The organism is Methylomarinum vadi, from assembly GCF_000733935.1.
Classification (GTDB): domain Bacteria; phylum Pseudomonadota; class Gammaproteobacteria; order Methylococcales; family Methylomonadaceae; genus Methylomarinum; species Methylomarinum vadi.
In genome coordinates this window covers 1,455,474-1,468,562 of sequence record NZ_JPON01000001.1, presented here as the reverse complement: position 1 = coordinate 1,468,562, position 13,089 = coordinate 1,455,474, and the positions used below count along the sequence as shown (strand labels likewise).

Here is a 13,089-nt window from a genome sequence, read left to right as displayed (position 1 = left end):
AGACCTTGAATAGAACGATTACGCCACCGTCGTTGCCAGGGTTCGATACTATCAAGCGCTATTGGGATACGCAAAATCAGATTATTGCTGCAAAATTACTGCCGGGCGAATATTACGTCACTCGCGAAAACGAACTGGTCACGACCGTGTTGGGTTCCTGCATCGCGGCCTGTATCAGGGATGTGGAATTAGGCATCGGCGGCATGAATCATTTCATGCTGCCGGAGACTACCGAGCAAAGATTGTCCGGCGGCGCCGAGGCCGTGGTCGGCAATGCCACGCGTTACGGTAACTACGCCATGGAGCATTTGATCAACACCATTCTACAATATGGCGGCAGACGAAATTATTTGGAAGTGAAACTGTTTGGCGGCGGGAAGATCATTGCGACGCTCGGCGATGTCGGGCAACGAAATGTCAACTTTGTTTTGGACTACGTCGCTACCGAAGCGCTCAACCTGGTTTCCCATGATTTAGGCGACATTTATCCGCGCAAGGTCAATTATTTTCCCCATACGGGGCGGGTCAGAATGAAAAAAATCAAGGACTTGCATAACGATACGCTGATCAACAGGGAAACGCAATATCGTTCCAGTATTAGGGATCTGCCGGTGGAAGGCGAAGTGGAATTGTTTTAACGGAATGCCTTATGGAAAAGATAAAAGTTTTGATTGTCGATGATTCCGCGCTGATCAGGCAAATGCTGACGCAGATCCTTGATTCGTCGCCACAGATCGAAGTAGTCGGCACGGCACCGGATCCATATGTCGCTCGCAACAAAATTAAACAGTTAAACCCGGACGTGTTGACGTTGGACGTGGAAATGCCGCGCATGGATGGCCTTACCTTCTTACGCAATTTAATGCGCTTACGGCCAATGCCGGTGGTCATGATTTCGACGTTGACCGAGAAAGGCGCCGAAATTACCTTGAATGCCTTACAGCTAGGCGCGGTCGATTTTATCGCCAAGCCCAAAATCGATGTGACCCACAGCCTGAACGATTATGCCGCGGATATTATCGCCAAGGTGAAAATGGCGGCCACGGCTTCGGTCAAAGCGCTTGATGCGACAGCCGTTTCCAAAGCGCCGGCCAAGAAAATGGGCCATTCGGTTTCCGCAAAGCATTCGGCGGATGTTATCCTGCAACCGGCAGCGGTTAAAAAACATTTCAGAACGACCGATAAACTAATAGCGGTCGGTTCCTCTACCGGAGGCACGGAAGCTTTAAAACATGTTGTCAAGGACCTTCCGGCAGATACCCCCGCGATCGTGGTGTCGCAGCATCTGCCGGCGGCATTTAGTGAATCCTTCGCTAGGCATGTCGACAATATTAGCGTGATGAGCGCCTGTATTGCCGAGGATGGGCAACAACTGTTGCCGGGAAACATTTATATTGCTCCCGGCGATAAACATTTGATGGTGATGCGTGATGGTGCGCGTTATATAAGTCGATTGAACGATGGACCGCCGGTTAATCGCCATAAGCCTTCGGTGGATGTCATGTTTCGCTCCGTTGCTCAGAATGTGGGGAGCAATGCGATTGGCCTGATGCTGACCGGAATGGGAGCGGATGGCGCACAAGGCATGAAGGAAATGCGCGAGGCGGGAAGTACCAATATTGTCCAGGATGAAGCCAGTAGCGTGGTTTGGGGCATGCCCGGAGAGGCTTATAAAATAGGCGCGGCACACAAGGTGGTGGCGCTCGACGAAATTGCAGCACAACTTTTGGCTTTATGTTAACAGGTATCGCATGACAGAATTTCTAAAAAAAAGCGGGCATTGTTTTGTTATTGTCTCGATCGTTTTGCTTTTACCGTTGGTAACCTCGTTGTCGGTCGCCTTTTGGATAGGGGTGCCTTTCATGGCCGTCTTTTGGCTGGGAAGCATCATTTATCATGAGAAACAAGACAGGCAAGTCGCCGATGGAGACGATCAAAACATCGAGGTTGACCAGTTAAATGGGGCCATAGACCATTACTTTGCTAAATTGGAGCAATGTGTCGAACAGGAAATAGAGCAATTTCAACAGGAGTTACAGCAGTTGAAATCGGTGTTCGCCGATGCCGTCACAACTATGTCGCAAAGTTTTAATGGCCTGAATGCGTTGACCGAGGGGCAAACCGGCTTGGTGTATGCGCTGATGACAAATTTGGGCGGCACAACCGAAAGTGACGAGCAGCATCTTAATTTCAAACAGTTTATCCACGAAACCGATAACGTTCTGGAGTTTTTTATCGACCATATCGTGCAAACCAGTAAACAAAGTATGCAAATGGTAAGCGTGATTCACGATGTGCGCGAACATATGGCGCAGGTGGAAAAGTTATTGAATGATGTGCAAAATATCGCCGACCAAACCAATCTGCTGGCATTGAATGCAGCCATCGAGGCGGCCCGGGCCGGTGAGGCGGGACGGGGGTTTGCGGTCGTCGCCGATGAGGTACGGAATTTATCGAAAAATTCCGATAAATTTAGTGAAGAGATCAAGATTGTCGTGAACGACTCAAAAAAGAATATCGATATGGCGCATGCGATGGTCGAGAAAATGGCGTCGAAAGATATGAATGTGGCGATTAATTCGAAAGCCAATATCGATAAAATGATGGTCGAAATCGGGGCGATGAATGAAGCAATATCAGTCAAGCTGAACGAGGTATCCGATATCGCCGGACAGATCGACACCACCGTGAATGATGCGGTCAGGGGGCTGCAATTTGAGGACATGGCCCGGCAAATTGTCGAGTTCCTGGAACTAAAAACTCGGCATTTTCAGGCATTGACGGACGAAATTCGTATTGGGCTAGGCATCTTCAAGACTGGCGATAGCGCCTCATGGATTAATGAATTGGAACAGGGTATAGGGCGCATCGACGAGATGAAAACACAATGGGCCAATAAAGAGAAAAAATCGGTGGTTCAATCCTCGATGGATGAAGGCGATATCGAATTATTTTAATTGGAACTAATAAAGGTATTGGATTATAACTTCTTCATTATTAAGCGGTTAATAAGGAATTAGAAATGGGGATTACAACAAAACTGGATTCAAATAGCGGCACCTTGCATATCGAAGTGAGCGGGCGTTTTGATTTCGGCGTCCATCAACAATTTCGCGAAGCGACCAATTTGTCCGATAACGGTGTAAAAAGCATCGAAGTGGACTTGGGCAAAACGGATTATATGGATAGTTCGGCGTTAGGCATGTTGTTAGTGTTGCGTGATAAGGTTGGCGACAATAAAAATGCCGTAAGGATTAAGAATGCCAAACCGGAAGTCAGAAAAATTTTAGAAATCGCTAATTTTGATAAACTGTTCACGTTGACTTGAAATGTTTCCAACAAAATGGAAGCTGCTTTATCAGTCTATGTCGTGGAGTGATCGTAATTCGTCGCTCTGCCTGTGAGGACCCCGAAAAATGTTTTGTACCGAACCTTGAAAAACGAAAAGGTCATAACTATTAACTTCGGTTTGGTGGCACAAAGAACAATAATAATTATCTAAAACCGTTGGTAATAATGACGACACGAACTGATTTCTCTAATTTGGCATTCGTCCGCGATTTTTTTCATCGATTCCTACCGAATTCACAAGCTGTCGCGCTGGCTTTAATCCTTGGGGTCGGATCGGTACTCATTTATAGCTTATCCGGCTTATTGATGCCGGTATTAGCTTCCATTGTGCTGGCCTATTTATTGGAAGGATTGGTCGAAAAAGCCGAACGCAGGAATATTCCACGATTGCCAGCTGTATACCTGGTGTTTTCCGGCTTCATGACTTGTTTGGGGTTTATATTATTCGTATTGATGCCGATGGTGTCGGGACAGGCGGTACAACTGGTGCAAACTATCCCGGAAATCGTTAAAACCGCGCAGAAGGAAATCATGCGCTTGCCGGTGATGTATCCCCAGTTTATTTCCGAGAGCCGAATCAAGGAGATCATGCTTGCCATACAGCAGGAGCTACTCAGGTACGGCCAGGAAGTGATATCCAGTTCGGCAGCGTCGGTGCTGGGAATCGTGACCGCGATCGTCTATCTGTTCCTGGTCCCGCTGATGGTGTTTTTCTTTTTGAAAGACAAAAAATTATTGCTCGGTTGGTTTGTGCAGTTCCTGCCCAAGGACCGGCATTTGACGATACGGGTTTGGCAAGAGGTCGACGAGCAGATTGGCAATTATGTCAGGGGGAAATTCGTCGAGGTATTTATTCTCTGGTTTGTCAGTTACGTGACTTATTCGACCATGGGCCTGAATTACGCCATGCTGTTAGCCGTATTCATGGGCTTGTCGGTCGTTATCCCCTATGTCGGGGCGACCTTGGTGACCTTTCCGGTGCTGGCGGTCGCTTATATTCAGTGGGGCGTGACCAGCGATGAATTCATGTATATCGTGATCGCTTATTCCGTTATTCAGGCGATCGACGGCGTCGTATTGGTGCCCTTGTTGTTTTCCGAGGCGGTGAATTTGCATCCCATCGCCATTATCGTAGCGATATTGTTTTTTGGCGGTTTATGGGGATTTTGGGGAGTGTTTTTCGCCATTCCCTTGGCGACATTAGTGAAAGCGGTGCTGACCGCCTGGCCGCGCATCGAAGATAAGGTGGTGGAGAATATTTATTAGGGAAGGCTGTGTTATCCCTTGCGGCCGAACATCAGTAACCGCCGTAAAGTTCTCCTAATTTCTTTTGCCACCTCCTTGTGGCTGTGCGAGGGTTTATAAAATATCGGAGGCGTAATCCGCCAAACGTGAACGTTCCCCCCGGCGTAAAGTTATATGCGCGCTATTTTCCCAGGTCTTGAACCGGTCGACCACATAAGTCAGGCCTGAGGTGGTGGCGGTCAGATAAGGCGTGTCGATCTGGCCCAGATTACCAATACAGATGATTTTTGTCCCCGGGCCGGCGCGGGTGATCAGGGTCTTGAGTTGTTTCGGCGTCAGGTTTTGCGCTTCGTCCAGGACCAGATAACGATTCAGGAATGTCCGTCCGCGCATGAAATTGAGGGAACGGATTTTAACGCGGTTCATCAAAATGTTATGACTGGCACCTTGTTCCCATTCGCTGGTGCCGGAACGGCTGCCCAGTAATTCCAGGTTGTCCATCAAGGCTCCCATCCACGGCGCCATTTTTTCTTCCTCGCTGCCCGGCAGGAAACCGATGTCTTCACCGACCGGCACCGTTTCCCGCGTCATGATGATTTCCTGATAAAGTTTATGCTCCATCGTCATGCTGAGACCGGCTGCCAGTGCCAGCAAGGTCTTGCCTGTGCCTGCCGTGCCCAACAACGTGACAAAATCGATGTCGGGATCGAGCAGTACATTAAGGGCGAAATTCTGTTCCCGGTTCTTGGCGGTAATTCCCCAGACATTGTTGTGTTTGCTGCGGTAATCGCGGGCCAATTCCAATATGGCGGTTTCGCCATCGCATTTTCGGACGATGGCCTCGAAATTGGTTTCATTTTCCATATACAGGTACTGGTTGGGATACCAGTCCGCAACCAAGGGACCTCCGATTCGGTAGAAAGTCCGGCCGTGTTCCAGCCAGGACTCCATTTTCGAGCCGTGTTCTTCCCAGAAATCGTCATCCAGGGTTTCGGCGCCGCTGTAGAGGAGATCGATATCTTCCAGCGTCTGGTCGCTATGGTAATCTTCCGCGTTCAATTCCAGCGCGGCGGCCTTGATACGCATATTGATATCTTTGGAAACAAGGATGACATTGATATCCGGGTGTTCCTTGGTCAGTGCCAGGACCACGGCCAGGATAGAATTGTCGGCAATATGGCCTGGCATGCTCTCGGGTAAAAAATTGCTCAACTGCCGGGTTTGAAAATATAAACGGCCATCGAATGGGGCGTCGACACTCGGACTATGTTCGATGCGCGATAAAGGCAGGCCGTCATTGATCGATTTACGGTCGGCACCTTGAATTAATTCGTCCAGAAAACGACTGACTTGGCGCACATTCCTGGAAACATCCGACAGGCCTCGTTTGGCCCGGTCCAGTTCTTCCAAAACCACCATGGGAACGAAGATGTTGTGTTCCTGGAAATGAAAGATCGATGTCGGGTCATGCATCAGGACATTGGTATCAAGTACAAATAGTTTTTTATCGCCCGATGACTGAATATTCATAAAGGGTTTCCTTATTGTTATTCTTGCGAGAGTTCTCCAAGTTTTTGCAATACTTCCGCTACATGTGTTTTTACTTTAACCTTGCGCCATTCGTGGACTAAAACGCCTTGTTCATCGATCAAAAAGGTGCTGCGTTCGATCCCCCTGACTTGCTTGCCATACATGTTTTTCATCTTGATGACATCGAATAATTGGCATAATTGTTCATCCTTGTCGGAAAGCAAGTCGAATGGAAATTCCTGTTTGCATTTGAAACCTTCATGAACTTTGACGCTATCTCTGGAGACGCCTAGGATAACGGCATTGAAAGCATGGAATTGTTCGATGTGATCCCTGAAGTCGCGGCCTTCCTGAGTACATCCCGGCGTATTGTCCTTCGGATAAAAATAAAGAATGACTTTTTTGCCTCGGTAATCGGAAAGCTTGACGGTTTTGTCGCCGGTGGCGGCGGCTTCGAAATCGGGAACGGGTTGGTTAAGGCTGATGGTTGTCATGGTATTAACGTTTAAGAGGTTCTAAGATTGCATCAAGGTTGAGGTTGTCACAGAAATCCAGAAATTCCTCGCGAAAGGACAGCAAATGAATTTTCGATGGAATTGCAATGACGAAGCGTGTTGAAAAAACCGGACTTTGGCAATAATGCGCAAGATAGCGGCTGGCGGATAATTCCTCGATACCGATATTGCGACTTAGTAAAAATGAAGTTATATCCTGAATGATCTCGTTACGATAAAGGGAGATGGTTTCCAGGGAATAGGGGACCACTTCGGCCGCGTTTTTGCTGGTCTCAGGTCTCAATGAACGAATCTGGATCCCTATCTTGCTCTGCAGGTTCTCCAACAGTGTTTCCAGCTTCGCGATATGGTTCCAATTGCCTTCAATCAATAGATAGGCAGCCTTCGCTTCGCTAAGTTGGGACCCCTTGAATTCCACGACATTGCATTTGCAACTACTGATCGCCGATAAAATTTCCGTAATAAAGTTTGAGGATTGTGTGCCTAAAACAGTGATTGCCAGTTGCATAAGATAATCCGTTTAATGAATTTCAGTGTAGCATCAAATTTACCATAAAAGACAATCCATGTTTGCTTAAAGACATAATTAAATACGATGCCAATCAATCACGGATTTTTCATTTTTCAAGACGATGTGGTTAGTTGCGGACTATACTGAATGACATATTCTTTACGATGTTTTATAGCGGTGGCCAAGCATTATAGGGCCATAACCTCTAGAGAGAAAAAATGGCTGAATCTTCAAATAACCAAAAAACTCCCGATAACAAATCAATGGCGGAAAACGGTTCCATGGCGAAAGGGCAGAAAAAAAACGAGAATCGACAGGATGAGCTGATCGATGATGAAGATGCAATAGAGCGCTTGTTGATGGATAACGCATTCGATAATTTTGACGAAGACGAAGAAGATGAATTTGCCGAAATTGATGAGTTGATCAGCGATCGACTGGAAAATTCCTCTTCCGAGCCAGCGGAAGAAGAGTCTGATGATGTCGATGAATTAATCGCTTCCGTGATTTCCTCGAGCGATCAGGAAAAAGAGGAGGAAGCAGAAGATGACTTTATCGAAATTGACGAATTCGCCGATGACGAGTTTTCCGATGTTAGCGATGATTCTCCAGCGGAATATGAAGCGGATGCAGTGATCGACGAGTTTGCCGAGGATGAGCCGGAAAATAATGATGAGGGATTTCTGGCAACCGATTTCGATATTTCAGCCGAAGAGGGGCAAGATGAAATAGTGATGGACAATGTTCAGGAAGAACCGGTCGCGGCAACGACAGCGTCCCGCGACCAGGAGCATTTGGATGCAAGCGCGGACAAAAATTCCGGTAGGGAGACAGAAATCGCAGCGGCGGCTTTGGCGACGATAAGCGCCCAACTGGCGGAATTACAAAACGAACAGCATATTATCCGGCAACAATTGGAAACGGTCGAAGCCAAAGACGCCAGCATGGCAATGACGGATGAGCTGGATGGACTGAACAGTGAACAAAAAAAATTGCAGCGTAGACTGACGGCAATCGAACAGAACAAACCGGTATTCGCCTATGCCGCGTTAGGAATCGCTATCCTTGCCCTTCTAGTCGGCGGAGGATTAGGGTTTGTTGCTTTGTCGGCTGATTCAAAGGTGACCGGATTGTCTGAAACGTTTTTGAGCCTCGAGGAGCAGGTCGATGCGTGGATGGCTAAAAGCAAAAATCAAGTTGAGCTGTCCAGCGTCACCACCCGATTGGATAAGGTCGATATGGAAGTGGCCAATTTTTCCGCTCAAATCGCCGCGGTCAATAAAAAGTTGGAAAATGCGGGCGGTCTATATGAAGTAAAAAAACTGAAAGAACAAATTGATCAACTCAATGAGCGTAATATGCAGTCGGCTGCTGTCATCGAAGAGCTGCAGCAGAAAGTCGATAAGCTGGAAAAACAAAAAAACGTTGTCGCTAAAAAAAATAGCAAAAAGGCGCCCGTCGTAAAGGAAGACTGGAAAGTTAATTTGGTTTCGTTCAAACAGGAATGGTATGCCAAACGCAAGGCGGCGGAATTCGAAAAACAAGGCATACCCGCCGAAGTAATGAGGGTCGTGGTCAAGGGGGAGCCTTGGTATCGTCTGCGGGTTAAAGGGTTTGCCACAAAGTATAAGGCGGCCGCCTATGCCGCAAAGGTTAAGAAGACATTGAATTTGTCTTCGGTATGGGTAACCAAAAATTGAAATTTACTTTCTTTCCGCTTGAGCAGGATTATGGCGGAAAGAACTCATATGACAGTTTTTCAGTAAACATGTCGGAATTTTGGGGATTCCTTATTTTTGAGCGATTAAAAACAGAGACGCGTTTCACAAACACGACTGGAAAAAATGCTTATTACATCTATCATTTAAGTGATGTTTCATGAGATTTGGAAATGCTCTCTTATCACTCTTTACTAATCGATGATGAACAACAAGAAAAATCGGTCGGTTGTGACTTTTTGCAGTTACATAGAACGATTTTTGGTCCCGAGGATAATTTGGCAGAAAAGGATATAGAAAGCCTCGTCTATCAAATCGTAAATAAACCAAGAAATCTTTTACTTCATTTGCAACGGATTTTTGCCTGTTATCAACAAAACAGGCCTGAACAATTGTATGCCGCATTTGTCGATTTTTTTAGTTTGTTGGCCGGTAAGGGACGTAGTCTGGCCAGAAGAATGCTGAACGGTGCGCGTGGTCGACTGAATGACGAACAGCTCGAAACGTTGCAGTTATATCTTAAAGGCCAATGGATTGGTTACTTACCCGTGAACACTTATTCCGTACTGGCCCAGGATTTGGTTGGAACACCGCTTCTCATCGAAAAGAATGATAACGAGCGGGAGGACTATGACTACTTAAATTTAGCTCGTGATTATATTGAATATAGCCAGCTCGATTCCGCCATGGAGCTATTGGAAGAAGGTATGGAAAAATTTCCTTCCTGGGAAGATTTGCAAGCACAGTTATTGGAGCTTTATCGCGTAACCGATAATGAAAACCGGTTTAGAGCCATGTATGCATCGGCTTTGAATAATAATAACGATTTGATTTCCGGCTGGAAACAATTAGATCACTACTTTAACGGACGGAAAAAATGAAAGAGCAGGATAAAGCACCGTTGCAAGCCGCTCTGTATGGATTAGATGGGCGCAGCTATAAAACCATGGTCATGTTTTTACAAGGGCCATGTCGCGGAGCTGCCGTAGTCGTCGAACCGATCGACGCTGATGTTGACATCATCGATGCCGATCATACGACGGCAAAAACGATTTTTGAAGAGCGGCGGGAAGCCTCGCCGGAACGACCGATTATTGCGATGTCGTTGGAAAACCTGAAATTGGACAATACCATTTTTGTAAAAAAGCCGGTATCAAGGGATGGTTTATTAGCGGCCTTGGACCAAGCGAAAAAATTAATCGATCAGTCGGCAAGGAAGTCGAGTAATAAGTACACTGAACAAGCCATTAGCAAAACCACCAGCCGGCAAGAGACATCTGAGACACGCACTGGCGCAGCTAAAACGGAACAAATTCCTCCGAAAAACATTGACGAGGAAGAAAGGAAAAAAATCACCAAACACAAAACGGCTAAGCAGTTTAGCGAGGGCGGATTTTCATCCTACATAGGTTTTGTTCCCGATATCGATTTTGACGATAAGGAACAGGTATTAACGGCTTCCTACAATCCGAAAAATTATTTTCAAGGCTATGTGAAATCGGCTATCGGTGTAGCAATGAGTAAAGCCAGAGTTGTCAAATTGAATTCCGGCTGGAAGACATTGTTAATTTTTCCTCATGGACATGAGGTTTGGTTGGATGCCGATGATATGCAATTACGGGCGTTTGCCGGCTTGCCCATTAATAATGCTTCTGGGTCGGCAATATCGTTGTCGCCGGTCGATATCAAGAATTCACAGACCAATGTGGCTATGGATAAATTTCAGAGTATGGAGGCTTTCCTCTGGAAACTGGCTATTTGGACATCCAAGGGGCGTTATCCATCAAGTCTCGATATTGAACAGCCCATTTATTTGAAAAAATGGCCGAATATGACTCGTTTGGTCGTGACACCCCATGCGCTGCGAATTTCTGCGCTACTGATAAGAGGGCCCAGAACGATGCTGAATATTGCCGAGGTCTTGGGTATCAAACCGCAATATGTCTTTGTATTTGTCAGCGCTTGCCAAGCGCTTGATTTGCTTGGCCAGGCAAAACGAACCGATGATCAACTCGTCGCGCCCGCGGAAATAACAGCAACCCTGAAAAGTGGTTTGTTCAAAAAAATTCTTAATAAATTACGAGCAAGTAAATCAGCTGAATAACAGACATGAGTCAATACAAAATAATTTTTACCGGACCGGTCGGGGCAGGCAAAACCACAGCAATCAATTCGATCAGTGATGTTCCTCCGGTTAAAACGGATGCCGTCGCAAGCGATATGACTAAGAATCGGAAATCGGAAACGACTGTGGCGATGGATTATGGCGTCATGAACCTGGACGGTGCCGAAAAAATTCATTTGTACGGCACCCCTGGTCAGGAACGCTTTGATTTTATGTGGGATATCTTGACGACAGGCGGCATTGGCCTGGTTCTACTGTTGGATAATACTCGGGCCGATCCGTTTCAGGATATGAAATTCTTTTTAGAGTCCTTTGATGGCTTTATAGGTAAAACCAGTGTTGCAATAGGTGTTACGCAAATGGACTTAAGCAATAAGCCCACTATCGAAGAATATCACATGCAATTGCAAGACTATCGTCTTAAACCGGCTGTTTTCGCAATCGATGCCCGGGAAAAAAACGATGTGTCATTACTAGTGCAGGCTTTGCTGTATTCAGTTGATCCGGGATTAGTGAGTGAATAATCGATGAGCACATATAAACTGGTCGAAGGCTTGTTTTTACTTCCGACACCTTCCGGGGCCTATTATGCGATTGCCTCCAATGAGGAAGATAAGGCCAGAAAATTTATACGTAAGTTGTTGCAGCAGGGGAAAACTCCTGAACTCACTGTCGAACAATTGCAAATTTTAAATGAAGGGGAAGATGAGGCAAAATCCCTGGAAATGCTGCATCATTGCCAAAAATTGGGTTGGGTGCAAGGTGTCGACGAAGTGCTTGAGTCGCCGCAAGGTGCATTGGAGGAAATATTGCCGGATTTATTGAAACAGGTTTCCGAAATCGGGAAGGTGTTGCTGGCAGATGATCAAGGGTTTTATTTGGTCAGCCAAGGATTCGCTCATGAAACGGCGGAAGAATTATCGGCGTTAAGTGCGGAATTGGCGACGGTGCATAAACGCCGTTCGGGCTTGCTGAGAAATAATTTGGGTATATCGAGTCATGCGTGGTCGATCGTCAATGCCTATGGAAACAGCCAAATTGGATTCTGGCCGGTTTTTATTGGCGAGCATCGTTTTGTCATTACGATTGAAGGGATACCGCATTTTAATCGAGCAGAATTTGTCAATTTAATTTGGGCCTTGAGTATCCGTTACTCGGGGAAAAAATAAAGAGGCTTTAAACAGTTTTATGAATTTATACAAGTAATGAGGAAATAAAGAATGAGAGATGACATGCTGACATCGGTGCTGACCGAGCTGAATGGTACATCCGCGGATATTGAAGCGTCCGGCGTGATTTCGACGGATGGCTTAATGATGGCTTCTGTGCTGCCGGCTGGTTTGGATGAGGACCGGGTCGGCGCGATGAGTGCGGCGATGTTATCTCTGGGTGACAGAACCGCGCAGGAATTGAATCGTGGTGGTTTGGAGCAGGTGTTGATCAAGGGAGATAGTGGTTACGTTTTAATGACTTATGCCGGCACCGAAGCCGTTTTGACGGTCATGGCGAAACCGAATGCTAAATTAGGACTGATTTTTCTGGATGTAAAAAGGGCCGCTGAAAGCATTGCCGAGTTACTGTAACGCTGATAACAATCAAGCGGAGGTCAGCATGATATATGACATGAAACCAGAAGATATTATCGGTGAATACAAGGAAGTTACATTACAACTTTATCGTTCCATTGCCAGGAAAATTTTATATACCGAAATAGAAACTCCCTATCCCGATGGTAAATTGATTGTATCCACGACCGACCCGGATGGTGTGATAACCCATGTCAATCAGTCGTTTATCGATATGTCGGGTTACATGGAAGAAGAGCTGGTCGGCGCTCCCCACTCGATATTACGGCATCCCGATATGCCGCCGGCTGCGTTCAAGGATTTGTGGGATACCGTAAAAAAGGGCGAAAAATGGCAGGGTTTTGTCAAAAATTTGCGTAAGGATGGTGGCTATTATTGGGTAAAGGCCACAGTGATCCCTAATGTGCGCAATGGTAAGGTCGTGGGTTACACGTCGGTCCGCCGAAAACCATCAAGAACTAAAGTGGAAGAATGTATCAAACTGTACCCAACCTTATTTTAATCGGGA

15 protein-coding genes are annotated in these 13,089 nt (G+C 46.4%); 12 read left to right on the top strand and 3 right to left on the bottom strand.

Translation table 11 applies throughout. The annotated features are described in order from the left end of the window. The first annotated feature begins 5 nt into the window (after window positions 1-5). The 5 genes from cheD to EP25_RS0107470 all read left to right on the top strand — a co-directional run bounded on the left by cheD (window position 6) and on the right by EP25_RS0107470 (window position 4,617). On the top strand, window positions 6-638 hold the full coding sequence (gene cheD / locus EP25_RS0107490; protein WP_031433300.1) for a chemoreceptor glutamine deamidase CheD: 633 nt from the start codon (window positions 6-8) through the stop codon (window positions 636-638). A gap of 11 nt (window positions 639-649) precedes the next feature. Then, complete coding sequence (locus EP25_RS0107485) at window positions 650-1,741, top strand: protein-glutamate methylesterase/protein-glutamine glutaminase (protein WP_031433299.1); 1,092 nt, start codon at window positions 650-652, stop codon at window positions 1,739-1,741. A gap of 10 nt (window positions 1,742-1,751) precedes the next feature. Further along, complete coding sequence (locus EP25_RS0107480) at window positions 1,752-2,957, top strand: methyl-accepting chemotaxis protein (protein WP_031433298.1); 1,206 nt, start codon at window positions 1,752-1,754, stop codon at window positions 2,955-2,957. A gap of 65 nt (window positions 2,958-3,022) precedes the next feature. Next, complete coding sequence (locus EP25_RS0107475) at window positions 3,023-3,328, top strand: STAS domain-containing protein (RefSeq protein ID WP_031433297.1); 306 nt, start codon at window positions 3,023-3,025, stop codon at window positions 3,326-3,328. A 188-nt stretch (window positions 3,329-3,516) separates the two neighbouring features. Further along, window positions 3,517-4,617: an AI-2E family transporter gene (locus EP25_RS0107470; RefSeq protein ID WP_031433296.1), complete on the top strand. Its 1,101-nt coding sequence runs from the start codon at window positions 3,517-3,519 to the stop codon at window positions 4,615-4,617. A 93-nt stretch (window positions 4,618-4,710) separates the two neighbouring features. Here the strand turns inward: EP25_RS0107470 and EP25_RS0107465 are convergent, their stop codons facing one another. The 3 genes from EP25_RS0107465 to EP25_RS0107455 are packed head-to-tail and all read right to left on the bottom strand — an operon-like array spanning window position 4,711 to window position 7,149. Then, complete coding sequence (locus EP25_RS0107465) at window positions 4,711-6,126, bottom strand: PhoH family protein (protein ID WP_031433295.1); 1,416 nt, start codon at window positions 6,124-6,126, stop codon at window positions 4,711-4,713. 17 nt (window positions 6,127-6,143) lie between these two features. After that, a complete protein-coding gene (locus EP25_RS0107460) occupies window positions 6,144-6,620 on the bottom strand; it encodes a peroxiredoxin (RefSeq protein WP_031433294.1) in 477 nt (158 codons plus the stop codon). Window positions 6,621-6,624: 4 nt separating this feature from the next. Continuing rightward, a complete protein-coding gene (locus EP25_RS0107455; RefSeq protein WP_031433293.1) occupies window positions 6,625-7,149 on the bottom strand; it encodes a glycine cleavage system protein R in 525 nt (174 codons plus the stop codon). Between the two features lie 221 nt (window positions 7,150-7,370). Between EP25_RS0107455 and EP25_RS0107450 the strand changes: the two genes are divergently transcribed. From EP25_RS0107450 to EP25_RS0107420, 7 genes are all read left to right on the top strand, one after another. Next, complete coding sequence (locus EP25_RS0107450; protein ID WP_084190983.1) at window positions 7,371-8,852, top strand: SPOR domain-containing protein; 1,482 nt, start codon at window positions 7,371-7,373, stop codon at window positions 8,850-8,852. A gap of 191 nt (window positions 8,853-9,043) precedes the next feature. Then, window positions 9,044-9,751 (top strand): type IV pilus assembly protein FimV, encoded by a 708-nt coding sequence (locus EP25_RS0107445; RefSeq protein ID WP_031433291.1) that lies wholly within the window; start codon window positions 9,044-9,046, stop codon window positions 9,749-9,751. Then, the gene (locus EP25_RS0107440) at window positions 9,748-10,974 is read left to right on the top strand and encodes a hypothetical protein (RefSeq protein WP_031433290.1); all 1,227 of its coding nucleotides are present in this window, start codon (window positions 9,748-9,750) and stop codon (window positions 10,972-10,974) included. The genes EP25_RS0107445 and EP25_RS0107440 overlap by 4 nt, the downstream gene beginning before the upstream one ends. A 5-nt stretch (window positions 10,975-10,979) precedes the next feature. After that, entirely contained in the window at window positions 10,980-11,519 is a 540-nt protein-coding gene (locus tag EP25_RS0107435; RefSeq protein ID WP_031433289.1) for a GTP-binding protein, read from the top strand. A gap of 3 nt (window positions 11,520-11,522) precedes the next feature. After that, window positions 11,523-12,164 carry a hypothetical protein gene (locus EP25_RS0107430; protein ID WP_031433288.1) on the top strand — a complete coding sequence of 214 codons (642 nt, stop codon included), beginning with the start codon at window positions 11,523-11,525 and terminating at the stop codon, window positions 12,162-12,164. Window positions 12,165-12,215: 51 nt separating this feature from the next. Further along, window positions 12,216-12,578, top strand: a complete 363-nt coding sequence (locus EP25_RS0107425; protein ID WP_031433287.1) for a roadblock/LC7 domain-containing protein — start codon at window positions 12,216-12,218, stop codon at window positions 12,576-12,578. Between the two features lie 28 nt (window positions 12,579-12,606). Further along, entirely contained in the window at window positions 12,607-13,083 is a 477-nt protein-coding gene (locus tag EP25_RS0107420; protein WP_031433286.1) for a PAS domain-containing protein, read from the top strand. Window positions 13,084-13,089 lie beyond the last annotated feature (6 nt).

Bases quoted from the DNA above. Each gene is read 5' to 3' on its own strand.
- EP25_RS0107465 (WP_031433295.1), bottom strand. From the start codon at position 6,126: ATGAATATTCAGTCATCGGGCGATAAAAAACTATTTGTACTTGATACC.
- EP25_RS0107435 (WP_031433289.1), top strand. From the start codon at position 10,980: ATGAGTCAATACAAAATAATTTTTACCGGACCGGTCGGGGCAGGCAAA.
- EP25_RS0107420 (WP_031433286.1), top strand. From the start codon at position 12,607: ATGATATATGACATGAAACCAGAAGATATTATCGGTGAATACAAGGAA.
- EP25_RS0107460 (WP_031433294.1), bottom strand. From the start codon at position 6,620: ATGACAACCATCAGCCTTAACCAACCCGTTCCCGATTTCGAAGCCGCC.
- EP25_RS0107485 (WP_031433299.1), top strand. From the start codon at position 650: ATGGAAAAGATAAAAGTTTTGATTGTCGATGATTCCGCGCTGATCAGG.
- EP25_RS0107480 (WP_031433298.1), top strand. From the start codon at position 1,752: ATGACAGAATTTCTAAAAAAAAGCGGGCATTGTTTTGTTATTGTCTCG.
- EP25_RS0107425 (WP_031433287.1), top strand. From the start codon at position 12,216: ATGAGAGATGACATGCTGACATCGGTGCTGACCGAGCTGAATGGTACA.
- EP25_RS0107470 (WP_031433296.1), top strand. From the start codon at position 3,517: ATGACGACACGAACTGATTTCTCTAATTTGGCATTCGTCCGCGATTTT.
- EP25_RS0107455 (WP_031433293.1), bottom strand. From the start codon at position 7,149: ATGCAACTGGCAATCACTGTTTTAGGCACACAATCCTCAAACTTTATT.
- EP25_RS0107445 (WP_031433291.1), top strand. From the start codon at position 9,044: ATGCTCTCTTATCACTCTTTACTAATCGATGATGAACAACAAGAAAAA.
- EP25_RS0107475 (WP_031433297.1), top strand. From the start codon at position 3,023: ATGGGGATTACAACAAAACTGGATTCAAATAGCGGCACCTTGCATATC.
- EP25_RS0107430 (WP_031433288.1), top strand. From the start codon at position 11,523: ATGAGCACATATAAACTGGTCGAAGGCTTGTTTTTACTTCCGACACCT.
- EP25_RS0107450 (WP_084190983.1), top strand. From the start codon at position 7,371: ATGGCTGAATCTTCAAATAACCAAAAAACTCCCGATAACAAATCAATG.
- EP25_RS0107440 (WP_031433290.1), top strand. From the start codon at position 9,748: ATGAAAGAGCAGGATAAAGCACCGTTGCAAGCCGCTCTGTATGGATTA.